The organism is Arthrobacter bussei, assembly GCF_009377195.2.
Classification (GTDB): domain Bacteria; phylum Actinomycetota; class Actinomycetes; order Actinomycetales; family Micrococcaceae; genus Arthrobacter_D; species Arthrobacter_D bussei.
In genome coordinates this window covers 45,431-69,501 of the sequence record NZ_VJXX01000003.1, presented here as the reverse complement: position 1 = coordinate 69,501, position 24,071 = coordinate 45,431, and the positions used below count along the sequence as shown (strand labels likewise).

Here is a 24,071-nt window from a genome sequence, read left to right as displayed (position 1 = left end):
CCTAGGCCGAGCCGCGCCACACCCTCCGCCAGAAGGACGTCTTCGGGGGCTGCGGCGGAGCGGCTGCCTCGGCTGCTCGGCGGGCTGCGTCCCGGCGCGACCGCCAGCGCTCCACCTCGGCGTCGACGTCGCGGAGTCGGGTGATCACGGGGGGACCCCCGAGCAGCTGGCGTCTCGCGTCCACGACGCGGTCGTTGAAGTCCTCGAGGATGTCCCGCACCTGTTTCTCGGTGTACTGGCGGTCCAGGCGGTCGTCGAGTTCGGCGTCCTCGGTGCGGAGCAGGATGGCCCGCGGACCCAGCCCCGTGATGTTCTCGCGCTGGATGAGGCCCTTGACCCACCAGTCCGGGTCGTGGGCCTCCCCCAGCCCGGGGATGGGCTTGCCGGCGAGCGCCAGGTTGTCGAACTCTCCGCGGGCGATCGCGCGGTCCACGATCAGCCGGGCACGTCTGACCTCGTCCTCGCCCTCGCGCAGGGGCGCCATCCCGCCCTCCGCGGGGCCACCGTCGTCGTGCTGGCGCTCGAGTTCGGCCATGGCGTCGGCGGCGTCGCCGCCCTCGTGCGCGGCCCGGTACTGGGCGGCCCTGCGCAGGCGCTCCTCGTGCTCGTTCGACCTGCTGATGCCGCTGCCCTCCCGCGTCGGTCCGCCGTCGTGCCTGGCATCCCAGTATTCCGAGGACGCCGCACGCTGTGCAACCGTGCCCGCAGGCGAGCATCCCACCCTCCGAGGGTGTACGCCCGGCAGGCGCATCAGGCCTCTGCAGCGGTTCCGCGGTCCGGCGCCCGGCTGGGGCGCGTCAGGCCCGACCCAGCGGATCCGGCAGCCGCGCGTCTGCCTGCGGGCAGGGCACCTACGACGGGGGGCCGCCCCGGAGCCGGGGTGACCCGCCGTCGAGTGCCCGGTCGTCAGACCAGCCAGGCCGTCGTGTCCGCCGGGAGCTTCCCGTCCTCGAGGGGCGAGCTGCTGAGCAGCACACGTCCCGCGGGCAGGTCCACCGGCGCCGATCCGAAGTTGGTGATGCTGTGCCAGCCACTGGGTCGCGTGAAGTGGAGGACATCGGCGGCGGACTCGTCCTCCCAGGTGAAGTCCTCGTCGCCCTGCAGCTCGCGCCGCAGGTCGAGCGCGCGGCGGTAGAAGCTGAGGTGCGATCCGGGGTCACCCTCCTGCACCTCGACCGCGTACTCCCCGAACCAGGCGGGCTGCGGCAGGTGCGCCCCGTCGAAGCCGAAGCCGAAGGACGCACCGTCCTTCGTCCAGGGCAGCGGGACGCGGCAGCCGTCGCGGCCCACGTCGACACCGGTGTTGCGGAAGAAGGTGGGGTCCTGGCGGTCCTCGTCGGCGATGTCCGCGACCTCGTGCAACCCGAGCTCCTCGCCCTGGTAGACGTAGGCCGAGCCGGGCAGGGCCAGCATGAGCTGCGAGACCGCCCGCGCCCGGCGCTCGCCCAGCCCGCGGTCGAGCGCGGCTTCGGTGCCGCCGCTCAGCAGCCAGTTCCTGCTGGTCTCCGCCGGGGTGCTGTCCGGGCCGGCAGCCGGGAGGCCGTAACGGGTGGCGTGCCGGACGACGTCGTGGTTGGAGAAGACCCAGGTGGACGACGCCCCGGAGGAGGTCGCCTCGGTGAGGTTCCTGGTGATGATCTCGCGGAACTGTACCGGATTCCAGTCGGCCTGCAGCAGGTCGAAGTTGAAGGCCTGGCCCAGTCCCTCGGGGCTGGCGTAGCGGGCGCGGCGCTCGGCATGGACCCAGGCCTCGGCCACCGCGGTGCGCGGCGGGGTGTACTCGTTGAACACCGCCCGCCACTCGGCGAAGACCTCGTGGACCTCGTCGCGGTCCCAGAACGGGTGCTGCCCGTTGTTGTTCTCGCTCTCGGAGCCGAGGGCGGCCTTCATGGGCAGCGGCTCGGTCATGTCCTTGGTGAGGGCGTGCGCCACGTCGACGCGGAAGCCGTCCACGCCGCGGTCGGACCAGAAGCGGAGAGTGGTGAGGAAATCGTCCCGGACCTCCCGGTTGTCCCAGTTCAGGTCCGGCTGCTCGCGGGCGAAGATGTGCATGTACCACTGCCCGTCCTCGGTGCGCTCCCAGGCGGGGCCACCGAACACGGAGTCCCAGTCCGACGGCGGCTCGGCGCCGTCCGGTCCCTTGCCGTCGCGGAAGATGTAGCGGTTGCGCGCGGCCGAGCCCTTCGGCGAGGCGAGGGCCTCCTGGAACCAGACGTGCCGGTTGGAGGTGTGGTTGGGGACGATGTCCGCGATGAGCTTGATCCCGGCCTCGTGCAGGGCGGCGATCATCTCGTCGAAGTCGTCGAGCGTGCCGAGCTTCGGATCGACGTCGCGGTAGTCGTCGACGTCGTAGCCGCCGTCCGCGAGGGCGGACGGGTAGAACGGGCTGAGCCAGACGGCGTCGATGCCGAGGGACCTCAGGTAGGGGATGCGCGAGGTGATGCCCTTGAGGTCACCGATGCCGTCGCCATTGGAATCAGCGAAGCTGCGCGGGTAGATCTGGTAGACGGCGGCCTGGCGCCACCAGTTCGGGTCCTGTATGCGCTCGTCGAGGGCAGCGGGGGCGAACTCCGCCGTCGCGTCGACGGCCGAGTCGAGATCGGGATTGACGGTCGAAGTCACGTGGGTCTGGCCTCTCGGTGGTGGAACGGCTCTTCGGAGGAAAGGCAATCGCCTTCCCCTCTTTATTTCTACGGTAGAAATAAAGATACTGTCAACGAGGAACCGAGCCTGAAGGAAGTGATGCCATGCAGGCGCTCATGTCGCTGTCTCTCCAGAGCCCGGCCCGGGCGCTCGCGCGTGAGGTGCTCATCCGCGGGCCCATCTCCCGGGCGGACCTCGCGGCCCGCCTGGGTCTCTCCGTCGCGAGCCTCACCCGGCTCAGCAAGCCGCTGCTGGACGCGGGCGTGCTGCGCGAATCGGAGGAAGCCACCGTGGCGGCCATCGGACGGCCCGTCCGGCCCCTCGAGATCAGCCCGGACGCGCACCGCTTCATCGGCGTCAAACTGACCGGCGACTCCGCGGCGGTGGTCGCCACGAATCTCAAGGCCGACGTCGTCGCCTCCGCCGAGCGCAGGCTGCCCGACCACGGGGTGGGCGACGTCCTCGACACCATCGTGGAGGCCATCGCCGATCTCGGCCCGCTCAGCGGATTCAGCGGGATCGGCGTGAGCATCGGCGGCAAGGTGGGCGCGGGCGGAGAGGTCCTCCGGGCTCCGTTCCTCGACTGGCGGGACGTCCCCCTCGCCGATCTCCTGCACCAGCGGACCGGCCTGCCGGTCGTCGTCGAGAACGACGTCGTCGCCCTGACCATCGCGGAGCAGTGGTTCGGCGCGGGCCGTGGGGAGAAGCACTTCGCCGTCCTGACGGTGGGAGCGGGGGTGGGGTACGGACTGGTCATCAACGACACCGTGATCGCCCCTCCCGACGCCGGCCTCGGCCTGGCGGGGCACTACCCGCTGGATCCCTCCGGGCCGCGCTGCAGCGAGGGACACCTCGGCTGCTCCTCCGCTGTCCTGACCATCCGCGCGATCTGCTCGCAGTTCGCCGCGTCCACCGGAGAACGGAGGAGCTACAACGAGATCCTCGCGCTGGCGGCGGCCGGACACCCCGTGGCGGACCGCGTGGTGCAGGCCGCGGGCACGGCCCTGGGACTGCTGATCTCGGCCGTGGCCAACCTGACCATGGTGGACCTCGTGGTGCTCTCCGGCGAGGGCATGGACCTCGCCGAGGTCGCAGCCCCGGCCGTGCAGGCCTCGATCGCCTACCACCGCGATCCGGAGGCAGTCCCGATCCGGCTGAGCCGCCAGCCGTCAGACTTCGCCCAGTGGGCGCGGGGCGCGGCCGCCGTCGTCATCCAGCGCACCATCCTCGGCACCCTGCACTGATCGCGCTCCCCCGCTCTGTACGGCCGGCGACTCCCGCCCTAGCCTGTGGGGATGGACATCAGCGCCGACCGCCGCATCCACCTCCAGCAGCAGCTCGAGGATGCCGGTTTCAGCCGGCCCGACGCTCTCCGCCTGGCCCGCGCGTCCGCCGACGACCCGTCGGGGAGAAGGGCCGACCGCATCGCCGCAGCGCTCGACGAGTTGCACTTCCCTGCCGGACCCGCTGCCGAGAGCGTTCGCGCCCGGTTGTGGCAGGACGTGTTCCAGGGCCCGGTCGACGACGCCTCCGGTGACGCTGCTCCGGAACCCGGCTGGTATGCGGGCACGCACGACGCGGGTATCGAGCGATATTGGGACGGGACCGGTTGGACCGGTCGCCTCGCCGCCTCACCCGCCGGCGAGTACGTCGCGGACGCCACGCGCGGGACCGTCCTCATGATCATCGGCTTCTGCCTCGGCGTCGTCGCACTGGTGATCACGCCGCTGGTGCCCGGCAGTCTCGCGGTCGCGCTCGCGAGCGTCGTCGTCAGCACGATCGGCCTCGGCAGTCCGGCGGCGGCGCTCCACGGCGGGGTACGCGCACTGGGTACGGCGGGCCTGGTCCTCGGCATCATCGCGCTGGTGCAGGTGCTGTCGGTCCATGTCCTCCCCGGGACGGCGGCGACACCCTTCGGCGTGATGGTGCCCTGACGCTTCGGGAGAGGGACCGGGAAGGCATGACAGTCCTGCCCACGCGGAATTATCCAGCCTCCTGATCAATTGCACCCATATGACAACTATTGCGATCATCGGAGCAGGACGCGGCCTCGGAGCCGCCGTGGCACGGCGTTTCGGAGCCGAGGGGATGGCCGTGGCCCTCATCTCCCGCAGTCAGGGCAAGCTCGACGCCCTCGCCGAGGACCTCGGCAAGGAGGGCATCCACGCCCGGGGATTCGCGGCCGACGTGCGCGATCCCGCGTCCATCGCCGCAGCGCTGGAGGCAGCCACGGAGACGCTCGGTCCCATCGAGGTCCTGCAGTACAGCCCGCTGCCGCAGAAGGACTTCATGCGGCCGGTCCTCGAGACCACGCCGGCCGACCTCAAGGGGCCCATCGAGTTCTCCATCTACGGACCCGTGGCCGCCGTCCACCAGGTGGTGCCCGGCATGCGCTTCCTCGGCGAGAACCACGGGACCATCCTCTTCGTCAACGGCGGGTCCGCCGTGAAGCCGGGCCGCGCGGTGACCGGCACCTCGGTCGCGTTCGCCGGCCAGGCCGCCTACGCCCAGTTGCTGAACGAGGTGCTCGGCGAGGAGGGCATCCAGGTGTCGCAGCTCATCATCGGCGGCCGTATCATCGAGGGCGATCCGGAGAAGGACCCTGCGGTCCTCGCCGGGATCCTCTGGGATCTCCACACCCAGCGCTCCACGTTCCGCCACCAGGTCAGCGCCGACTGACCGGCCGGTACGCCGCACCGGCGGCCCGGACCACGCCGACGAACCCCTACCCGGAGGACTTCATGAAGATCGCACTGCTCGGCATCGGCCGCATGGGACACGAGCTCGGAGTGCACCTGCTCCAGGCGGGCCACGACCTCGCGGTCTGGAACCGGACGCCCGCCGCCGCGGAGCGCCTCCGTGATGCCGGCGCCGCGCACGCCGACTCCCCCGAGGCCGCGGTGCAGGACGCCGACGTCGTCATGACGGTCCTCTTCGGTCCGGACACCGTCCGCGAGGTGGTGCTCTCGGGCCTGGAGGTCCCGGCCGAGGCCGTCTGGTTCGACGTCACCACCGTCTCCCCCGAGGATGCCCGTGAGTTTGCCGACTACGCGACCGCCGCCGGCGTCCGCTACGTCCACGGACCCGTGATCGGGAGCCTCGCACCGGCCCGGGCCGGACAGCTGGGCGTCCTCCTCGGGGGCGCCGCGGAGGACATCGACGTCGTCGAGCCCCTCGCAGCCCTCTGGGCCGACGCCGAGCGCCTGCGGCGCGTGGCGACGCCGGCGGACGCCGCGACCGGGAAGCTGCTCGCCAACCTCGCCCTCGGGATCACGCTGCAGGGCCTGGTCGAGGCCCTGCGCCTCGGCAAGGCCAACGGGCTCGACGCCGCAGCCGTCCTGGACCTGCTGAAGGGCACCGGCCTCGGCGTGATCGCCGGGATGAAGGGCCCCGTCATCACCGACGGGACCTTCGGCGACACCCAGTTCTCCGCGGATCTCCTCGCGAAGGACGCGCGCCTCATGCTGCGCTCCACGCCCGATCCCCTGCCCGCGGTCACGGCCGTCCTCCAGTCGCTCACCGAGGCACAGCGCGCCGGCGCGGGCGACGACGACATCGCGGTGATCGCGAAGCCCGAACTGTAGCCGTCCGCCCGTCCGGGCCTGCGTCGCCCTTTGCGGGCAGCGATGGCTCGCTACCCGCGCGGGGTTCCTCGAAGGGCGGGACGCACGTCCGCGAGAACCTGCGCCCCGTCCGCCGAGGCCTCAGTCGACCTGCGGGAAGCCGAGGTCGATCGCCGACGTCGACGGGTCCGGCCAGCGCGTGGTGACGACCTTCCCCCGCGTGTAGAAGCGGATGCTGTCCGGGCCGTACATGTGCGTGTCCCCGAACAGGGAGTCCTTCCAGCCGCCGAAGGAGTAGGTGCCCACCGGCACCGGGATGGGCACGTTGACGCCCACCATGCCGGCCTCGGCCTCGACCTCGAACTGCCGCGCCGCACCGCCGTCGCGCGTGAAGATCGCGACGCCGTTGCCGTACTGGTTCTCGTTCACGAGCCGGACGGCGTCGGCGTACGTCGCCACCCGGACCACGGAGAGCACGGGCCCGAAGATCTCGTCGTCGTACACCTTCATGCCCGGCTTCACGTGGTCCACGAGGGAGACGCCGATGAAGAAGCCGTCCGAGCCGAACTCCTGCTGCGTCCCGTCGACGACCACCGTGGCGCCCTCGGAGGATGCGCCGGTCACATAGGACGCGACCCGGTCGCGGTGCTCGGCCGTGATGAGCGGCCCCATCTCCGACGACGGGTCCGTGCCGGGTCCGATCCTCAGGCCCGCCATGCGCGAGCGGACCGCCTCGACGAGATCGTCCGCGATCTCGCCCACCGCGACCATGACGCTGATCGCCATGCAGCGCTCCCCCGCGGAGCCGTAGGCGGCGGAGATCGCGGCGTCGGCAGCCATGTCCAGGTCCGCGTCGGGCAGGACCACCATGTGGTTCTTCGCACCGCCCAGCGCCTGCACGCGCTTCCCCTTGGCGGCAGCCCGCGTGTAGATGGTCCTCGCGATCGGGGTGGAGCCGACGAAGCTCACCGCCTTCACGCCCGGGTGGTCGAGGATGGTCTCCACGGCCTCGCGATCACCGTGCACCACGTTCAGCACGCCGTCGGGCAGTCCCGCCTCGGTGAACAGCTCGGCGATGAACACGGACGAGGACGGATCCTTCTCGCTCGGCTTCAGCAGCACCGTGTTGCCGCACGCGATCGCGCTGCCGATCATCCACAGCGGGACCATCGCGGGGAAGTTGAAGGGCGTGATGCAGGCGACGACGCCGACGGGCTGGCGGATCGAGTGCACGTCCACACCCGTGGAGACCTGCTCGGACCGCTCGCCCTTCAGCATGTGGCCGAGGCCCGTGGCGAACTCGATGTTCTCGAGGCCGCGGGAGATCTCCCCCTCGGCGTCGGAGAGCACCTTGCCGTGCTCGCTGGTGAGGATCGCCGCGAGCTCGGACTTCCGCTCGGTGAGCAGCTGCCGGACCCGGTAGAAGACCGCAGCGCGCTTCGCGAGGCTCGCCGACCGCCAGCCGGGGAGGGCCGCCTCGGCAGCCCGGACCGCCTCGTCCACGCGTGACGGCGAGGCCAGCGCCACCTCCTTCTCCTGCCGGCCCGTGGCGGGGTCGAAGACGGGACCGTAGCGCTCGGCATCGGCCACGCGTGTTCCGTTGATGTAGTGCGGGATCTGCTGCATGGGGGTGAGTCCTCTCGGGGGGATCAGAGCGAGCCGTCGACGAGTTTGATGATCATGGAGCAGTCCCTGCCGCCCTCGCCCTGGTCGATGAGGCGCTGGAAGAGCTGCTGGACGTGCTCGCCGATCTCGAGGGGCGTATCGGTACCCCGGGCAGCGGCGATGGCGAGCCCGATGTCCTTGTTCGCCAGTTCGGTGGTGAAGGTGGGTGCGAAGTCGTTGTTCGACGCCGCCGTGTCCACGACACCGGGCACCGGGTACCAGGTGCGCAGGGCCCAGCTGTCCCCGGAGGACACCGAGGCGATGTCCCAGAACACCTGCTTGTCGAGGCCCAGGCGATCGGCGAGCACGGCTCCCTCCGCGGTCGAGGCGAGGTTGATGAAGAGCATCAGGTTGTTGCAGATCTTGGCGGCCTGCCCGGTGGTGGCCCCGCCCGTCGGGATGATGTTCCTCGCCATCGGGTCGATGAATCCCGTGGCCTCCTTCACCGCGCCGTCCTCGCCGCCGATCATGAACGTCAGGGTCGCGGCCTTCGCCCCGCTGATGCCGCCCGAGACCGGGGCGTCGACGAACCGGAAGCCCCGCTCCGCGGCGGCCTCGTGCAGCGCGGCTGCGGACTCGATGTCGATCGTCGAGGAGTCGATCAGAAGGGTCGAGGTGTCCGCGTGCGCGAGGACGCCGTCCTCACCGAGATACACCGCGCGCGCGTGGTCGCCTTTCGGCAGCATCGTGAAGACCACGTCGGCGCCCTGGACGGCCCCGGCGATCCCCTCCACCGCCGTCACGCCCTCCGCCACTGCCGCCGCGACGGCGTCGGCGCTGAGGTCGAAGCCCTGCACCGTGTGGCCCGCCCGCACCAGGTTGGCGGTCATCGGACCGCCCATGTTCCCGAGTCCTATCCAGCCGATCGTTGCCATGTCCAAGCTCCTTTGCTCGTGGGTGTCTTCATGCCACCCTCTCCCGCTGTTACAGTGCGATCAAGGGAAGAAATCACAGACGGCGTGAACGTTTCTGCACAGGCGCGGACGGAGGAGGACCATGGTCGACGTCCGCCGCCTGCCGAGTGCGGACGATCTCCTCGTCCTGCTGACCGTCGCCCGCCTGGGCCGCTTCAACGCCGTCGCGGAGGCGCTCGGCACCACGCACACCACGATCTCGCGTCGAATCCTCGCCCTCGACCGGCAGCTGGGCGGACGCACCCTCGAGCGCACCCCGCAGGGCTGGGAGCTCACCGCGCTCGGAGCGGACGCCGTCACCGCCGCCGAGGCGATCGAGCAGAGCCTCGGGGACCTCGAGGCGCGCCGTTCCAGGTCCGACGCCCTGACCGGGATGCTCCGCATCAGCACGCCCGACGGCTTCGGCGCCCGCTTCGTCACCCCCGCCCTCGTGCGGGTGCAGCAGGAGAACCCGCGGCTCGACGTCGAGATGCTCAGTGCCACGCGGAAGGCCAGCCAGAACCGCTCCGGCGTCGACCTCGAGGTGGTGGTGGGACGCACGGAGACCGCGACGGCGGAGCCCATCTTCCTCACCAACTACTTCCTGCGCCTCTATGCCGGGCCGGCGTACGCGGAGCGGCGCGGCCTGCCCGAGCGGCTCGAGGACATCCGGCACCACAGCTTCGTCTCCTACGTGGAGTCGGCGCTCCAGGTGCAGGAGCTCGGTCACCGCTCCTCCCAGCTGCCCCTGCCCGTCTCGTCCTTCCAATCGACGAGCATCTTCGCCCAGGTCGAGGCGGTCCACGCGGGGGCGGGGATCGGCCTGCTGCCGAGCTTCATGGTGCCCGCCGGTTCCGCGCTGCTGCCCGTGCTCCACGACGGCTTCCACCGTCAGCTGCCCATCTGGGCGGTGGCGAGACCGGAGTCGCTCCGGTCCGCGGCCGTGCAGGTCGCGGTCGCGGCGATCCGGCGGGAGATCGGCGAGCGCGCGGACGAGTTGGCCGCCTGACCGCTCGCCACGCGCCGACAGATCGGGCGCCCGCGCCGCAGCATCACCGTCATGCCGCTCAGCACACGGGACGACGACGGCGCGGGCCCGCCGCCGTCGTCGTCCCGTGCCATGGCCGGCGGGCCGTTACTTCTTCGAGGCGGCGAGGAGGTCCGCCGTGCCGCGGGCGTCGGCCTCGTCCACGTCGAGCAGGGAGATGCCGCGGGTCTCCTTCAGCAGGAGCACGGCGACGATCGTCACGCAGCAGGCCAGGAGCAGGTAGATGGCCACCGGCGTCGAGGAGCCGTAGTCCCGCAGCAGGGTCGCGGCGATGATCGGAGCGAGTGAACCGGCGACGATCGAGGTGACCTGGTACCCGAGCGACACCCCGGAGTAGCGCATGCGCGTGGGGAACATCTCGGCCATGATGGCCGGCTGTCCCGCGTACATGAGGGCGTGGAAGAAGAGCCCGATCGTGACGGCCGCGAGGATGATCAGGTCATTGCCCGTGTCCATCATCGGGAAGGCGAAGAAGCCCCAGGTCGCACCGAGGACGGCGCCGGCGAGGTACACCGGCTTCCGCCCGAAGCGGTCGGAGTACCGGCCGACGATCGGCACGGCACAGAAGTGCAGGAAGTGCGCGACGAGCAGCAGCAGCAGGATCCGCGTACGGTCCTCCCCGACCACCGTGCTGAGGTAGGTGATGCTGAAGGTGACCACCAGGTAGTAGAGGATGTTCTCGGCGAACCGCAGGCCCATGGCGGTGAAGACGCCGCGCGGGTAGCGCTTGAACACCTCGACGACGCCGTAGCCCTTGGCCTCGTCCACGACCTCCTTGCGGGCCTCGAGGAAGATCGAGGCGTCATTGACCTTGGTGCGGATGTAGTAGCCGATGATCACGATCACGGCGGAGAGCCAGAAGGCCACGCGCCAGCCCCAGCCGAGGAAGGACGCCTCGTCGAGGACGGCCGACAGGCCGAAGAGCACGCCGGTGGCGAGCAGGTTGCCCATGGGCACGGCGGACTGCGGCCAGCTCGACCAGAAGCCGCGGCTCCTGCTCGGGCTGTGCTCGGCGACCAGCAGCACGGCGCCGCCCCACTCGCCGCCGACCGCGAAGCCCTGGATGAAGCGCAGCACCACGAGGAGTCCGGGAGCCCAGTAGCCCACCTGGTCGAAGGTGGGAAGGCAGCCCATGAGGAACGTGGAGACGCCCACGAGGACGATGCTGAGCTGGAGCAGCTGCTTGCGGCCGTACTTGTCGCCGAAGTGCCCGAAGACGATCCCGCCGATGGGCCGGGCGACGAAGCCGACGGCGTAGGTCAGGAACCCGGCGATGATCGCGTCGAGTTCGGAGTCGGCGCTCGGGAAGAAGACGGTGGCGAAGACGAGCGTGGCCGCCGCGGCGTAGAGGAAGAACTCGTACCACTCGACCACGGTGCCGGCCATCGAGGCGACCACGACCTTCTTGAGACCCGACTGCTCGACGTCGGGCTCCTGCCGCTGCGGTGGTGTGTGCTGCGCTGAACTCATGCGGGCTGCTCCTTCGGTGTCTTCGTTGACACGGCCGGCCGTGACCGGCCTCCGCTGGCCGATGCGCTCTGTGACGGAGCACACATCGGGGCGTTACGAGTATTGCGCTGCCCAGGGGGCTGATCAACGCCGATTAGTGCAGACCACTTCTGCATTTACGCACAGGAGGGTCCACCGTCGCCATCCGGCCCGCTCCCGGCGCACCGGCGTCGACCACGGCAACCGATGGGCCGCGTGCACCGGCTCGGCCGCACCCGTGTGAGTGTCGGAGCTTCTGGGTACGGTACGCATATGGCTACCCCTGACACCCCCGGTCCCGATGCAACCCACCAGCGCCCCGACGGCGTCTCCGACCTCACCGTCGAGGCCCTCGGAAAGCTCTCCGAAGCCCTCGAGGTCGTGGAGCACGCCCGCGGCTACCTCTACGGCTTCCACCGCCTCACCGGCAAGGCCGACCTCAACCTGTCCGATGCCGAGGACCTGTTTCGGAAGGCCGGCCACACCGAGATCGCGGACAAGCTGGCCACGGAGATCATCGGCCGCAACGTGATCGAGGGCCGGTGGACGTTCCAGATCATGGAGGACTACGACGACCACTACTACTCCGAGTTCAAGTCCTTCGAGAAAGAAGCCCGCGACTCGCTGGTCCAGGGCAAGCGGCACCTGTTCGAGGCGGAGATGAAGGAGGACCGCCGCACCAAGGGCAAGGAACACCACGAGGCGCTCCCCCCGGAGGCCTGAGCCGCTCCTGCCGTCGTCACCTCCGAAGACTGGTGTGTACATCTGTACGTATGATGCGTACGATCGTACCCATCGGTATCGACGACGGCAGGTAACGCATGACCCGGCACGGATTCCTCGAGGACGACGGACGCACCATGCGCCGGCGCATGCTCGACGGCGACGACTACATCGCCGACGACCCGGAGCTCACAGCGGCGAGCCGCCGTGCGATCCGCCTGGCCGCCGCGTACGCGCGCATCTGGCCCGAGGACCCCGAGTCCGGCCGGACCATCCTCGCCGATCTGCTCGGTGAGATCGGCGAGGGCACCGAGGTACGCGCTCCCCTGTACGTCGACTACGGCGCGCACCTGAGCATCGGGGCGCGGACGTTCGTCAACTACAACCTCACGGCGCTCGACGTCGCACCGATCACCATCGGCGACGATGTGCAGATCGGTCCCGGCGTCCAGCTGCTGACTCCTACGCATCCCGTCGCGCCGGCTCCCCGGCGCGCGAAGATCGAGGGAGCCCGGCCGATCACCATCGGTGACAACGTGTGGATCGGCGGAGGTGCCGTCATCCTGGCCGGCGTCACCGTCGGCGAGGACTCCGTGGTCGGCGCCGGGTCGGTCGTCACGCGGGACGTCCCGTCCGGCGTCGTCGTCGCCGGCTCGCCGGCCCGGATCATCCGCAGGCTCTCCCCGTGACGCCCGGTCCGGCCGCGCACAGGTCTGCGGACCGAGGGGAACCAGCCGCTCCTGCCGCGGCAGATCCGACGCGTCCCCGCCGCCACGACCCGCAGCGCCGCGAGCGGCTGATCGACGTCGCCCTCGGCGTGATCGCCGAGCACGGTGTCGCCGGCACCACGCACCGCCGCATCGCCGCGGCCGCAGATGTGCCGCTCGGCTCCATGACCTACCACTTCGACGGCATGGACGACCTCCTGCACGCAGCCTTCACCGTGCTCGCCGAGCGGACGGCGGACGTCTTCGACGCCACGCTCTCCGCCGCATCGAGCAGGCAGGACGCCGGCGAGGCCGTCGTCGGGCTCATCACGGGCACCACCCTGACCTCGCCGGAGACCATGCTCGCCAGCCTCGAGCTGTACGCCCTGGCCGCCCGGCGTCCCGAGTTCCGCACCATCACCGACGCCTGGATGGCGCGCAGCCGCGCCGCCCTGCACACCCACTTCGATCCGGAGACCGCACTCATGCTCGACGCACTCATCGAGGGCACCACGCTCCACCGCGCCCTCTCCCTCGACCCCATGGGTGTCGGTACGGTCCGCACCGCGATCAGGAGGATCGTCCAGCCATGAGCACCACCATCCCGACACAGGAGACGGAGTACACACCCCGTCGGCTCGCTCGGGCGCGCTTCGCCGTAAGCGCCCTGTTCCTCGCCAACGGCGCCCTGTTCGCGAACATCCTGCCGCACTACCCGGCCATCAAGGACGGCCTGGACCTCAGCAACGCGGCGTTCGGCATCTCCGTGGCCGCGTTCCCGCTCGGTGCTATCACGGCGGGCCTGGCCTCGGGCGCCCTGGTTCGCCGCTTCCGGTCCTCCCGGGTCGCCACGGCAGGGACCTGGTTCATCGGGCTGTCGATCCTCCTCGCCGGGATCGCACCCTCCTGGGCGGTCCTCACCGTCACGCTGTTCCTGGCCGGGGCGATGGACGCGATCACCGACGTCGCCCAGAACTCGCACGGACTCCGCGTGCAGAAGCTGTACCGGCGCTCCATCCTCAACTCCTTCCATGCCGTGTGGAGCATCGGCGCGGTGATCGGCGGGCTGATGGGCGCGGCCGCGGCGGGTCTCGCCGTTCCGCGCGGACTTCACCTGACGGTGTCCTTCCTCCTCTTCAGCGCCCTGACCCTCGTGAGCTACCGCCATCTCCTGCCCGGCGTCGAGCCCGCGGACCCGACGGACCCGACCGATACAGCCGGCACCGCGGACGCGGCAGGTACCGGCACCGGTGGTGCCGGTGGCGCCGGTGGTGCGCGGGCCCGACGGCGGTCACTCGCGACCGCCGGCATCCTGGCCGCCCTCGTGGTCATCGGGATCGCCGGAGCCCTCGTGGAGGATGCCGGCAGCACCTGGGCCGCGGTCTACCTCAGCACCTCCCTCGAGGCGACGCCGACCGTCGCCGGGCTCGGCTTCGTGGCGCTCGTCGGGCTGCAGTTCGTGGGACGGCTCTTCGGGGACCGCCTCGTGGACCGGTTCGGACAGCGTGCCGTGGCGCAGGCGGGCGGGGTGCTGACAGCGGCCGGCATGGGTATCGCGCTCCTCGTCCCGTCCGTGCCGCTCACCATCCTCGGCTTCGGCCTCGCCGGGCTCGGCGTCGCCACGCTGGTGCCCGCGGCCATGCACTCGGCGGACGAGCTGCCGGGCCTGCGTACCGGAACGGGCCTGACGGTGATCAGCTGGTTGATGCGCCTCGGGTTCCTGTTCTCACCCCCGATCGTCGGCGCCATCGCGGACGCCTCCTCGCTCCGCGTGGGCCTGGTGGTGGTGCCACTCGCCGGGATCCTCACCCTCGTCGCCTCCGGCGTGCTGCCGCGGAGGGTACACCCACACCGCTGATGCCGTGCGGCGCAAGCACTTTCCGGGGACGTCAGTACACTTCGAATATGTTGCGCATCCCCACCGGGTCCCCGAAAATCTCACGCCCGTGACGCCTTCCAATGGGGCCGCGCCCGCAGCGGTGCAGCCAGGACCACCTCGCGTGACGGCTGAAGCTCCTGCTGACACCTCGGATCCCTCGCTCCGGTTCCTCACGGACAGGGTCGAGTCCGTACGGCACTCCCTCCCCCTGACCCTCGAACTCGCGCTCGATCTCGGCACTGCGGTGCCCCTCCCCGGCTCCGGCCGCACCGCCGTGACCTGGCAGTTGCTGACCACCCTCGCCGCGGCGGACCTCACCGTGGCCCGCGTCGTCGAACCCCACCTCGACGCACTCGCCATCCTCGACCAGGCAGGCCTGCCCGACGCAGCGGATCCCGGCGCCCACGGAACCTGGGGCGTCTACGCGGCGGAGCAGCCCGGTCTCGTCCTGACCGCCACCGTCGGGACGGGTGACGCCTGGACCCTGACCGGCACCAAGCCGTGGTGCTCCCTCGCCGGACACCTCGACCGCGCGGTCGTCACGGCACACCTGGGCGACGGCGGCCGCAGGGCCTTCGCCGTGGACCTCCGCAGCGACGGCGTCACGGCCGAGCCGGCGGGGACTTGGATCAGCCGTGGACTGCCGGCCGTCACGAGTGCGCCCGTCCGCCTCGACGGCGTCGCGGCCACACCGATCGGCGGGACCGATTGGTACCTCACGCGTGACGGCTTCGCCTGGGGCGGCATCGGCGTCGCGGCCTGCTGGTACGGCGGGGCCCTTGGCATCGCCCGCACCCTGCTCGACGCCGCCCGGCGCCGCACCCCCGACCAGATCGCCCTGATGCACCTCGGCCGGGTGGACGCCGCCCTGCACGAGACGCGGACCCTGCTCTCGCGGGCGGCGGACGAGGTGGATGCCGGTCGCGCCACCGGGCAGGACGGAGCGCTCCTCGCAGCCCGTGTCCGCGCCACCGCCTTCCGCTGCGCCGAACTCGTGCTGGACGCGGCCGCCCACGGCCTCGGCCCCGCGCCGCTGGCCTTCGACGACCGCCACGCCGGGCGCGTCGCGGACCTGCACCTCTACCTCCGCCAGCACCATGCCGAACGTGACGACGCCGCCCTCGGCCGGCGTGTCCTCGACCTCACCGCGGCGGGAGATCCGGCATGGTGAGCTTCACGCACGACGGCGCCGGTACGCCGGAATCCCACTGGCGCACGTGGGAGCACGACCGCAGCGCAGGCGACCTGCAGGTCGAAGCCCTCTTCGACGGCCGGCTCCCGGCCCGGTTCCTCCTGCTCGCAGCCCACCCCGACGACGAGACGCTCGGCGCCGGCGGCCTCCTGGCGCGGCTCGCGCGCGACGGCGTCCGGTGCGACGTCATCGTCCTCACCGACGGGGAGGGCTCGCACCCGGACTCCCCCACGCACACCCCGGCGCGGCTGGCCGAGGTGCGGCGCGAAGAGGTCCTGAACGCCGTCCAGGTCCTCGCACCCGCCGCCCGGGTGTCCTTCGAGGGACTGCCCGACGGCGGGGTGGCCGACGACGCCGTCGCCGCCGTGCTGCGGCGCGAACTCGCCGTCGGCGAGGACACCCGCACGCTCGTCGCCGCCCCGTGGCGCGGTGACGGACATCCCGACCACGACGCCGCGGGCCGGGCGGCGGCGGAGGTGTGCACCGAACGCGACATCCCCCTGCTCGAGTACCCGATCTGGCTCTGGCACTGGGGATCCGTCGAGGAGCAGGAGGAGGAGCTCGACGGGATCCTCCTGCTGCCGCTCGGCGCGGAGGAGCACACCCGCAAGGAGTCCGCGCTCGCCACGCACGTCTCGCAGACCCAGCCGCTCTCGGACGCGCCGGGCGACGAGGTCCTGCTGACGCCCGACGTGCTGGAGCACTTCAGCCGTAACGTCGAGGCGTTCTTCGTGACCGAAGGGCGCTCCACGTTCGAGCGGCTGCACCGCGACCACGCAGATCCCTGGGAGGTGGCCGAGCGCTTCTACGAGCAGCGCAAGCGCGCCCTGACCCTGGCCGGCCTGCCGCGGCGCCGCTTCTGCCGCACGCTGGAGATCGGCTGCTCCGTCGGGGCGCTGACCCGCGAGCTCGCGGCGATCTCGGACAACCTGCTGGCCCTCGACACGAGCGAGACCGCGGTCCGGCGCACCAACGAGGCGCTCATCATGGACGACGCCGCCTCGGCCCGCCTCGCCACAGTGCCCCGCGACTGGCCGCGGGAGGACGGGCCCTTCGACCTCGTGGTCCTGTCCGAGACCGGGTACTTCCTCTCCGCCGACCAGCTCGACGACGTCGTCCGGCTGATCCTCGGCTCCCTCGACGAGGACGGCGTCCTGGTCCTCTGCCACTGGCGCCACCCCATCGACGGCTGGGAGCTGGACGGCGACGCCGTGCACGAGCGCGTCCGCCGGCAGTCCGGCCTGGCGACGCTCGCCCTCCACACCGAGGAGGACTTCCTCCTGGAGGTTCTCGTCCCCGCGCCGGCCGTGTCCGTGGCGCGACGCGAAGGCCTCCTGTGATCCCCGGCCACGTCGCCGTCGTCGTCCCCGCGCGTGACGAGGAGGAGTGGCTGCCCGCGTGCCTCGCTGCGATCGACGCCGCCCGCATACATCTCCTGCGGACCGTCCCCCGGGTCCTGGTCTCGGTCACCGTGGTGCTCGATCGCTGCACCGACCGTTCGGAGGCCGCGGCCCGCAGCATGCCCGGCGTCTCGGTGATCTCCGGGAACTTCGGCTCCGTCGGCGCTGCACGCGATGCCGGTGTGCGCTTCGCCCTCGCCCGGTCCCGCAGCCTGCCGCAGCGGACATGGGTGGCCAACACCGACGCTGACACGCTCGTCCCCCGCGACTGGCTGGTCAGCCACCATCGCCTCGCTTCCACCCATGACGTCGTCCTCGGTACCGTCCGCCCCACCCTGACCGCGGACAACGCGGAACGGTTCCAGCTGTGGTCGGCCGCGTACATGCCCGACGACGGGCACCACCACATCCACGGCGCCAACCTCGGTGTCCGCGGCAGTACCTATGAGGACATCGGCGGGTTCGGGCCGCTGGCGCAGGACGAGGACGTCGACCTCGTGCACCGTGCCCGGGAGGCCGGGGCGCGGTGGACGGCCTCGGGGGCGCTCCGAGTCACGACATCGTCGCGCACCGTGGGACGTGTCCCCGCCGGCTTCTCCACCTACCTCGAAGCCCTCGGCGTGCGGGCCGGGTGACGTTTTCCTGAATGTCCGGGGCATCTGTTAGACAGGTCGTGTCATCAGCGGGCCGCCGTTCGGAGCGGATTGCGGGGCACGTCAGGGGGAAGTACAGGGACATGCGATTCGGGGAGATGCTGCGCGAGGCCCGCGGTGCCACAGGGCTGACCCAGGCCGAACTGGGGGCCGGCGTCTACTCCCCCGGCTTCATCTCCCTGCTGGAGCGTGGGCGGCGCCAGCCCACCCCGGACATGGTGCAGCATTTCGCCGCGCAGCTCGGCATGGACGCGCAGACCCTGGGCTGGTGGGTGGAACCTCGCGCCGCCGAGGACCAGCCCGCCCTCGCCACCGCGATGTTCGCCGCGAACTACGCCCGGGACATGCAGGACGACGCCCTCGCCGCCTCGGAGGCGGAGCACGCCGCCGCCATCGCCCAGGAACAGCAGAACGCACCGGCCTGGTGGGACATGTCGATGCTGCAGGCGCAGTCCTTGATCTCCCGCCGTCGCCTCGAGGAGGCGGAGGCCGTGCTCCTGCGCATGCACACCTCCCCGATGCTGGCCCCGACCCCTGAGATGTCCTCGATCGTCCTCGGACACCTCTCGACCATCGCGCGGAGCCTCGGACGGCTCGAGCAGGCCGTCGACCTCGCGCGGGAAGCCATGGACGTCGTCGAACACCTGGCCGACCACGACGCGTCCGCCCGCCTCCAGGCCGCCTTCATCCTCATCGCCGCCCTCGCGGTGAAGGGCGACCTCGACGACGCGTGGGACGTCGCGACCGGTCTCGATCTGACACCCGATGCGGTGACGGCGCCGTCACTGCTCATCGCCCGGGGAGCCTGGGCCGTCGGCAACATCGCCTTCCGCCGGGGGGAGGTGGCGTTCGGCCGGGAGCAGTACGCGCTGGCCGCCCGGCTCCTGACGCCGCAGGCCGACTTCGCCGCGTGGTCCGATTTCAACTACGGGCGTGCGGTCCACATGCTGCAGGCCGGCGTCGTCGACGAGGTGGTGCGCACGTCGCTGTCCAACGCCGAGATCGGTTTCGGGCTGGCGGGCACCGCTCTGCAGCAACGCGAGATCATCGGCGCCAAGGCACGTCTGGCACTCCTCGACGAGGACCTGGAAGCGGCGGGACAGCTTCTCGGCGCGCTCGCACAGCAGCGCGACGTCCTGGACTTCGACTCCCTGACGAATCTGGAGGAGTGCCTCGGGCTGTTCTACACGGCCCTGGGCTCCGGCAGGCAGGCGTCACGCCACCTCGGCGAGGCGGCCCGCCTGTACGCGGAGGCCGGCGCCGATGAGAAGGCCCGTGAGCTGACGGACCAGGTGCGGGCGCTGGAGGCCTGAAGCGTCCGCCCGGTCGTCGGACCGTACCCACTGTGTCCTGGTGCATCAACCTGTGGACTAGTGCATCGACGCGAGCAGTGCCTCGCAGGCCTGCTCGCAGCGGCGGCAGGCGTCGGCGCAGATCCGGCAGTGCTCATGTTTGTCCGCGTGCTGCGAGCACTCGTCGCCGCAGGCCTTGCAGGCCGTACGGCACGCCTCGAGGACGGATCGGCTCAGGTTCGCGTCGTAGCCCGTGTGGCGGGAGAGGATGCGTCCCGTCGTGGCGCAGATATCGGCGCAGTCGAGGTTCGTCCTGATGCATTTCCGCAGGTCGGCCACCATGTCCTCGGCGAGGCAGGCGTCCGCGCACGCCGAGCACGTCTGGGCGCACTCGAAGCATGCGTCGAGGCACGCGACCAGCAGATCGTGGTCGAACCCGTCGCGGTCCTGCGGGTAGGTATCGAGCATCGCACCGGCGTTCGTCATGGCAGACTCCTTCTGATCGGTTCGGGCGCCCGGCCAGGACACCCACTCGACCGTACGCTCGGCGTTTTCCCCGCCGCCACCTGATTCGGCACCGGGATCCAGTGGAACCATCAGTGGACAGGGCGGAAGCGCCGGATGCTGTAGACGATGAAGGCCGCAGCAAGGAGCCCGGACAGGATCAGACCCGAGCCGACACTCCAGCCGCCGGGCAGCCACCACCGTTCGTCGAGCGGCCACCAGCCGGGCATGGGCGGGTCGAGGCCCCAGAGGACACCGAGCAGCACCAGCACCAGGGCGCCGAGGAAGCTGATGACGATGTTCCGGAGGCTCTTCACGCCCTGTGCCGCTGCGGCGAAGGCCTTGCGTTTGACGGGTTGCAGCCACCGCCGCGCCCATTCGTACTGCTGGGCGAGCACCGCGAGGCCTGCCACGAGCGCAAGGAGGCCGGGCCCGGGAAGCACGAGCGCCGCGAGCCCGACGAGCACCAGCAGCCACCCCACCACCAGGCCGAGGATGCGGCCGACGCCGTGCGGGCGCGTCCGTCCCGCGAACACGGACCCGCGCCCGCGGCGTTGTCGAGGAGATCGTGCCATCACGAGTTACTCAGCCAGCTGTGCATTCCTCTATCGTTGAGGTGACACCAGATCGTGGCAAGGCCTCCTACTCCGCTCGGCACCGGGTTGCTTCCCACCGGGGAGGTGGTTCGGCGTCAGCGTCGGGGACCGGCACGATCACCCGTACACTTCCCGCCCTCAGGGCGGGCCGCTACAGAAGGAACACATCATGATCGGATTCCTCGTCGCAGGCCTCATCATCGGGGCACTCGCCCGCCTCATCAAGCCGGGCAAGCAGAACCTGGGGCTGCTCGCGACCCTCCTGCTCGGCCTCGTCGGCTCCATCATCGGCGGGCTCATCGCGCAGTTCTTCCACACGGGCGGCATCTTCGAGCTCAACGTCCTGGGCTTCGTCCTCGCCGTGATCGCCGCCGTCCTCCTCATCGGTGTCGCCGAGTCCGTCGCCGGGCGCCGCCGCGTCACGCGCTAGGACTCACCGAGGCGCGGGAGGGGCGGCTCCGGCCGCCCCTTTTTCGTACCCCGGTGTGAGTCGTCGACGTCGTACCCCGCTCCATCCGACGGCACCCGACGGACGTCGGCACGCCTCGGCCCTCCCGCTCGTTCACCCAGTACACGTGCCCCGAGAACTGTCACAGTGCAGGTGTAGCGTTGACATCAGATGGGGCACAGAAACGTTCGGAAGGCTCAATCATGAACAAGAACTGGCGCTGGCTCCCCGCCGGCATCGTCCCAGTCGTCATCGTCGCTGCCGCCGTGAGTGGGTCCGCAGTGGCCGACGCCCAACCGCAACTCCCCGCGAAGACCGCGCAGGAGTTGCTCGAATTCGTCGCGACGAGCAGCGACGACGCCTACTCCGGCACGGTGGAGCAGTCCTCCGACCTCGGCCTCCCGGACATCGGCATGGCCACTCCCCCGGGCGGGACATCGAGCTCGGACCCGACCTCCATGGCTCTCGAACTGCTGACCGGCGACCACACCGCACAGGTGTACGTCGACGGTCCGGACAAGGCACGCGTCCAGGTCCTGGACCAACTCGCGCAGCGGGACGTCGTCGTGAACGACACCGACGCCTGGTACTACGACTCGCAGTCCAACGAGGCCACGCACGCCGTGCTGCCGGACAAGGACGCCGCGAAGGCCGAGCTCGAAGCGAAGCTGCAGCAGAAAGCGGCTGAATACCCGGAGCTGCAGAACGTCCCCCGCACTCCCGCCGAACTGACGCAGACCTTCCTCGCGAGGATCGACCCCAGCACCGAGGTGGCCGTGGACGGCACCAGCCGCGTCGCGGGACGCAGCGCGTACCAGCTCCTCCTCACCCCTGAGGACCCTGCAACACTGATCGGCTCCATCGCCGTCAGCGTCGACGCCGAGACCGGTGTGCCGCTGAGCGTCACCGTCCAGGCCAAGGGCCAGGACGACCCGGCCTTCACGGCCGGCTTCAGCGCCGTCGACTTCAGCACCCCTGATGCCGGCATCTTCGACTTCACGCCTCCTGCCGGAGCCACCGTCACGGAAGCACCCACCGCGGACGAGGCCCGGGCGACGCTGGAGGCAGAGGGAACACCGGCCGAGGCGCCCGAGAAGCCGACCGTCATCGGCGAGGACTGGAGCACCATCGTGGAGCTGCCCGCCACCAGTGCGGGTCAGCTCGGCCTGAACCTCGGCGACGGGGAAGCCGCAGGAATGGGCGAGATCATGGAGATCAAGCCCGGCATGGACCCCGAGGAGGTCGCCGGAGCCCAGGCGCTCCTGCAGCAGGCACTCACCGAGGTGGACGGCGGCAAGGCCCTGCAGACCTCGCTCGTCTCGGTGCTCGTCACCGATGACGGCCGGATCCTCGCAGGCGCGGTCGGTGTCGACGTGCTCGTCGCCGCCGCCCAGCAGTGACCGGAGCACCACCGAAGTTCTCGAGCGGGCCCGCACGGACAGTGCGGGCCCGCTCGTGAGCGGGGGCACTCTCGCGATCGAGACGCTCGGCCTGACCAAGGTCTTCGGCAAGCAGAAGGCCGTCAATGGTGTCGATCTCGCCGTACCCCGAGGCTCGGTCTTCGGTTTCCTCGGCCCGAACGGTTCTGGTAAGACGACGACCATCCGCATGCTCCTCGGACTGGCAGCCGCATCGAGCGGGGAGATCCGCCTGCTCGACGGCGCCATGCCGAAGGACGCGCGGTCGGTCCTGCCGCGGGTCGGCGCCCTGGTCGAAGGCCCGGCCATCTATCCGTTCCTCTCGGGGCGCGCCAACCTGCAGCGCTTCGACGCCGCGGACCGGCACACCTCCCCCGCCACCCGGAACGCGCGCGTCGACGCCGCCCTCGAGCGGGTCGGCCTGAGCCATGCCGCCAAGAAGCGGGCGCACGCCTACTCCCTCGGCATGAAGCAGAGACTCGGCATCGCGAACGCGCTGCTCGCCCCGCGGGATCTGCTCATCCTCGACGAGCCGACCAACGGACTCGATCCGCAGGGCACCCGGGAGGTCCGCAGCCTCATCCGGTCCCTGTCCGACGACGGCACCACCATCTTCGTCTCGAGCCACCTGCTGGCCGAGGTCGAGCAGATGTGCGACCGCATCGCGGTCATGAGCGCCGGTCAGCTGGTCGCCCAGGGCACCCTCGACGAGCTCAGGTCCGCAGGCACGGCTCGCGTCCGCGTCGCTACGCCGGACTTCGCGGACGCCCACCGCGTCCTCAGCGGACTCGGGCTCACGCCCGAACCGCACGGACGCGACGATGTCATCACCGCCGAACTCTCGGTACCCGGGCTCCTGCCCGAGACCGTCAACGCCGCACTCGTGCGTGCCGACGTGCGGGTCCGCGGCTTCGAAGCCAGCGGTGCCTCGCTCGAGGACCGTTTCGTCGCACTCACCGGAGAGGGGTTCGACGTTGCCGGCTGAATCCGCAGTCACCCGCCCACCTCGCGCCGGAGGATCGCTTGGGCTCACGCTCGTGCTGTCCGAGGTCACCGTGCTGTTCCGGAGGCTCTGCACGTGGGCGATGATCGGGGCGCTCGCGCTGATCCCCATCCTGATCGCCGTCGTCGTCCGCGTGTCCTCCGACGGTTCGGCCAGCGGACGCGGACCCGCCTTCCTCAACAGCATCACGGAGAACGGCCTGTTCGTGTCGCTGACCGCGCTCACCGTCGCCATCCCGCTCTTCCTCCCGCTGACCATCGGGGTCGTGGCGGGCGATACCATCGCCGGCGAGGCGAACCTCGGCACCCTGCGGTACCTGCTGGTCGCTCCTGCCGGGCGCATCCGGCTGCTGCTCGTGAAGTACGCCGGCGCGGCCCTGTTCTGCTTCGTCGCCACGCTCACGGTCGTGATCACGGGCGCCATCATCGGCGCACTGCTGTTCCCCGTGGGGCCGGTGACGCTGCTGTCCGGCGACACCGTGGGCGTCGGCGGGTACTTCGGGCGGCTCCTGCTGCTCGCCCTCTACGTCACGGTGTCCCTCATGGGACTCAGCGCCATCGGGCTGTTCATCTCGACGCTCACCACCATCCCGGTCGGAGCCATGGCGGCGACCGCGGCGCTGGCGGCCGTCGCGCAGATCCTCGGAGCGCTGCCCCAGCTGGAATGGCTGCACCCCTGGCTGTTCACCAACTACTGGCTGGGCTTCGCGGACTTCCTGCGGCAGCCCATCGTCTGGTCCTCGTTCATCGACAACGCCGTGCTGCAGGCCGGGTACATCGCCGTCTTCGGCACGCTGGCCTACGGGCGGTTCAGCACCAAGGACATCCTGAGCTGACGGGGCTGCGGAAACCCTGAGGCAATCCTGCCGTCCCACGGCAGCTCGTGGCGGTTCCGCCCTGAGGACTCCCCGATAGATTCGTGGTGACCCGGGCGGGGCTTAGACCGCCCGGGTCACC

General features: G+C 70.8%; 24 protein-coding genes. 17 read left to right on the top strand and 7 right to left on the bottom strand.

What is annotated here, in order from left to right; genetic code table 11:
- Window position 1: 1 nt before the first annotated feature.
- Window positions 2–721, bottom strand: coding sequence for a DnaJ family domain-containing protein (locus FNH21_RS11000; protein ID WP_338403253.1), 720 nt, complete (start codon window positions 719–721; stop codon window positions 2–4).
- 185 nt (window positions 722–906) lie between these two features.
- Complete coding sequence (locus FNH21_RS10995; protein WP_422108768.1) at window positions 907–2,622, bottom strand: glycoside hydrolase family 13 protein; 1,716 nt, start codon at window positions 2,620–2,622, stop codon at window positions 907–909.
- Window positions 2,623–2,747: 125 nt separating this feature from the next.
- On the opposite strand from FNH21_RS10995, the gene FNH21_RS10990 reads away from it, so the two are divergent.
- The 4 genes from FNH21_RS10990 (at window position 2,748) to FNH21_RS10975 (ending at window position 6,227) form a co-directional block, all read left to right on the top strand.
- A complete protein-coding gene (locus FNH21_RS10990; protein ID WP_152815416.1) occupies window positions 2,748–3,887 on the top strand; it encodes an ROK family protein in 1,140 nt (379 codons plus the stop codon).
- 51 nt (window positions 3,888–3,938) lie between these two features.
- Complete coding sequence (locus FNH21_RS10985; protein WP_152815413.1) at window positions 3,939–4,577, top strand: DUF2510 domain-containing protein; 639 nt, start codon at window positions 3,939–3,941, stop codon at window positions 4,575–4,577.
- Between the two features lie 79 nt (window positions 4,578–4,656).
- Window positions 4,657–5,322: an SDR family NAD(P)-dependent oxidoreductase gene (locus FNH21_RS10980; protein ID WP_152815411.1), complete on the top strand. Its 666-nt coding sequence runs from the start codon at window positions 4,657–4,659 to the stop codon at window positions 5,320–5,322.
- A 62-nt stretch (window positions 5,323–5,384) separates the two neighbouring features.
- Window positions 5,385–6,227 (top strand): NAD(P)-dependent oxidoreductase, encoded by an 843-nt coding sequence (locus FNH21_RS10975; RefSeq protein ID WP_152815408.1) that lies wholly within the window; start codon window positions 5,385–5,387, stop codon window positions 6,225–6,227.
- A 120-nt stretch (window positions 6,228–6,347) separates the two neighbouring features.
- Here the strand turns inward: FNH21_RS10975 and FNH21_RS10970 are convergent, their stop codons facing one another.
- Window positions 6,348–7,832 carry a CoA-acylating methylmalonate-semialdehyde dehydrogenase gene (locus tag FNH21_RS10970; RefSeq protein ID WP_152815404.1) on the bottom strand — a complete coding sequence of 495 codons (1,485 nt, stop codon included), beginning with the start codon at window positions 7,830–7,832 and terminating at the stop codon, window positions 6,348–6,350.
- Window positions 7,833–7,855: 23 nt separating this feature from the next.
- Window positions 7,856–8,746, bottom strand: a complete 891-nt coding sequence (mmsB, locus tag FNH21_RS10965) for a 3-hydroxyisobutyrate dehydrogenase (protein WP_152815401.1) — start codon at window positions 8,744–8,746, stop codon at window positions 7,856–7,858.
- Window positions 8,747–8,867: 121 nt separating this feature from the next.
- On the opposite strand from mmsB, the gene FNH21_RS10960 reads away from it, so the two are divergent.
- Window positions 8,868–9,773 carry a LysR family transcriptional regulator gene (locus tag FNH21_RS10960; protein ID WP_152815398.1) on the top strand — a complete coding sequence of 302 codons (906 nt, stop codon included), beginning with the start codon at window positions 8,868–8,870 and terminating at the stop codon, window positions 9,771–9,773.
- Window positions 9,774–9,899: 126 nt separating this feature from the next.
- Here the strand turns inward: FNH21_RS10960 and FNH21_RS10955 are convergent, their stop codons facing one another.
- The gene (locus FNH21_RS10955) at window positions 9,900–11,282 is read right to left on the bottom strand and encodes an MFS transporter (RefSeq protein WP_152815395.1); all 1,383 of its coding nucleotides are present in this window, start codon (window positions 11,280–11,282) and stop codon (window positions 9,900–9,902) included.
- Between the two features lie 291 nt (window positions 11,283–11,573).
- Between FNH21_RS10955 and FNH21_RS10950 the strand changes: the two genes are divergently transcribed.
- From FNH21_RS10950 to FNH21_RS10915, 8 genes are all read left to right on the top strand, one after another.
- Window positions 11,574–12,023 (top strand): hypothetical protein, encoded by a 450-nt coding sequence (locus tag FNH21_RS10950; protein WP_152815392.1) that lies wholly within the window; start codon window positions 11,574–11,576, stop codon window positions 12,021–12,023.
- Between the two features lie 98 nt (window positions 12,024–12,121).
- On the top strand, window positions 12,122–12,712 hold the full coding sequence (locus FNH21_RS10945; RefSeq protein WP_152815389.1) for a sugar O-acetyltransferase: 591 nt from the start codon (window positions 12,122–12,124) through the stop codon (window positions 12,710–12,712).
- Complete coding sequence (locus FNH21_RS10940; protein WP_191931875.1) at window positions 12,709–13,323, top strand: TetR family transcriptional regulator; 615 nt, start codon at window positions 12,709–12,711, stop codon at window positions 13,321–13,323. The genes FNH21_RS10945 and FNH21_RS10940 overlap by 4 nt, the downstream gene beginning before the upstream one ends.
- Window positions 13,320–14,588, top strand: a complete 1,269-nt coding sequence (locus FNH21_RS10935) for an MFS transporter (RefSeq protein ID WP_152815386.1) — start codon at window positions 13,320–13,322, stop codon at window positions 14,586–14,588. Before FNH21_RS10940 ends, FNH21_RS10935 begins: the two co-directional genes overlap by 4 nt.
- Window positions 14,589–14,730: 142 nt before the next feature.
- The gene (locus FNH21_RS10930) at window positions 14,731–15,780 is read left to right on the top strand and encodes an acyl-CoA dehydrogenase family protein (protein ID WP_194718424.1); all 1,050 of its coding nucleotides are present in this window, start codon (window positions 14,731–14,733) and stop codon (window positions 15,778–15,780) included.
- A complete protein-coding gene (locus FNH21_RS10925; RefSeq protein WP_152815383.1) occupies window positions 15,774–17,141 on the top strand; it encodes a bifunctional PIG-L family deacetylase/class I SAM-dependent methyltransferase in 1,368 nt (455 codons plus the stop codon). The genes FNH21_RS10930 and FNH21_RS10925 overlap by 7 nt, the downstream gene beginning before the upstream one ends.
- The gene (locus tag FNH21_RS10920) at window positions 17,138–17,836 is read left to right on the top strand and encodes a glycosyltransferase (protein ID WP_194718423.1); all 699 of its coding nucleotides are present in this window, start codon (window positions 17,138–17,140) and stop codon (window positions 17,834–17,836) included. Before FNH21_RS10925 ends, FNH21_RS10920 begins: the two co-directional genes overlap by 4 nt.
- Before the next feature lie 101 nt (window positions 17,837–17,937).
- Complete coding sequence (locus tag FNH21_RS10915; RefSeq protein WP_191931874.1) at window positions 17,938–19,167, top strand: helix-turn-helix domain-containing protein; 1,230 nt, start codon at window positions 17,938–17,940, stop codon at window positions 19,165–19,167.
- Between the two features lie 57 nt (window positions 19,168–19,224).
- On the opposite strand, the gene FNH21_RS10910 is transcribed toward FNH21_RS10915, so the two are convergent.
- Together FNH21_RS10910 and FNH21_RS10905 are read right to left on the bottom strand one after the other, a co-directional pair.
- On the bottom strand, window positions 19,225–19,632 hold the full coding sequence (locus FNH21_RS10910) for a four-helix bundle copper-binding protein (RefSeq protein WP_152815374.1): 408 nt from the start codon (window positions 19,630–19,632) through the stop codon (window positions 19,225–19,227).
- A gap of 110 nt (window positions 19,633–19,742) precedes the next feature.
- Window positions 19,743–20,225 (bottom strand): PGPGW domain-containing protein, encoded by a 483-nt coding sequence (locus FNH21_RS10905; protein ID WP_152815371.1) that lies wholly within the window; start codon window positions 20,223–20,225, stop codon window positions 19,743–19,745.
- Between the two features lie 190 nt (window positions 20,226–20,415).
- Between FNH21_RS10905 and FNH21_RS10900 the strand changes: the two genes are divergently transcribed.
- The 4 genes from FNH21_RS10900 to FNH21_RS10890 all read left to right on the top strand — a co-directional run bounded on the left by FNH21_RS10900 (window position 20,416) and on the right by FNH21_RS10890 (window position 23,950).
- A complete protein-coding gene (locus FNH21_RS10900; protein ID WP_152815368.1) occupies window positions 20,416–20,676 on the top strand; it encodes a GlsB/YeaQ/YmgE family stress response membrane protein in 261 nt (86 codons plus the stop codon).
- Window positions 20,677–20,897: 221 nt separating this feature from the next.
- Entirely contained in the window at window positions 20,898–22,094 is a 1,197-nt protein-coding gene (locus FNH21_RS10895) for a LolA family protein (protein ID WP_152815365.1), read from the top strand.
- Window positions 22,095–22,149: 55 nt separating this feature from the next.
- Window positions 22,150–23,097, top strand: a complete 948-nt coding sequence (locus tag FNH21_RS17110; RefSeq protein ID WP_338403252.1) for an ABC transporter ATP-binding protein — start codon at window positions 22,150–22,152, stop codon at window positions 23,095–23,097.
- Window positions 23,087–23,950, top strand: a complete 864-nt coding sequence (locus tag FNH21_RS10890; protein WP_241743201.1) for an ABC transporter permease — start codon at window positions 23,087–23,089, stop codon at window positions 23,948–23,950. Before FNH21_RS17110 ends, FNH21_RS10890 begins: the two co-directional genes overlap by 11 nt.
- Window positions 23,951–24,071: the final 121 nt, after the last annotated feature.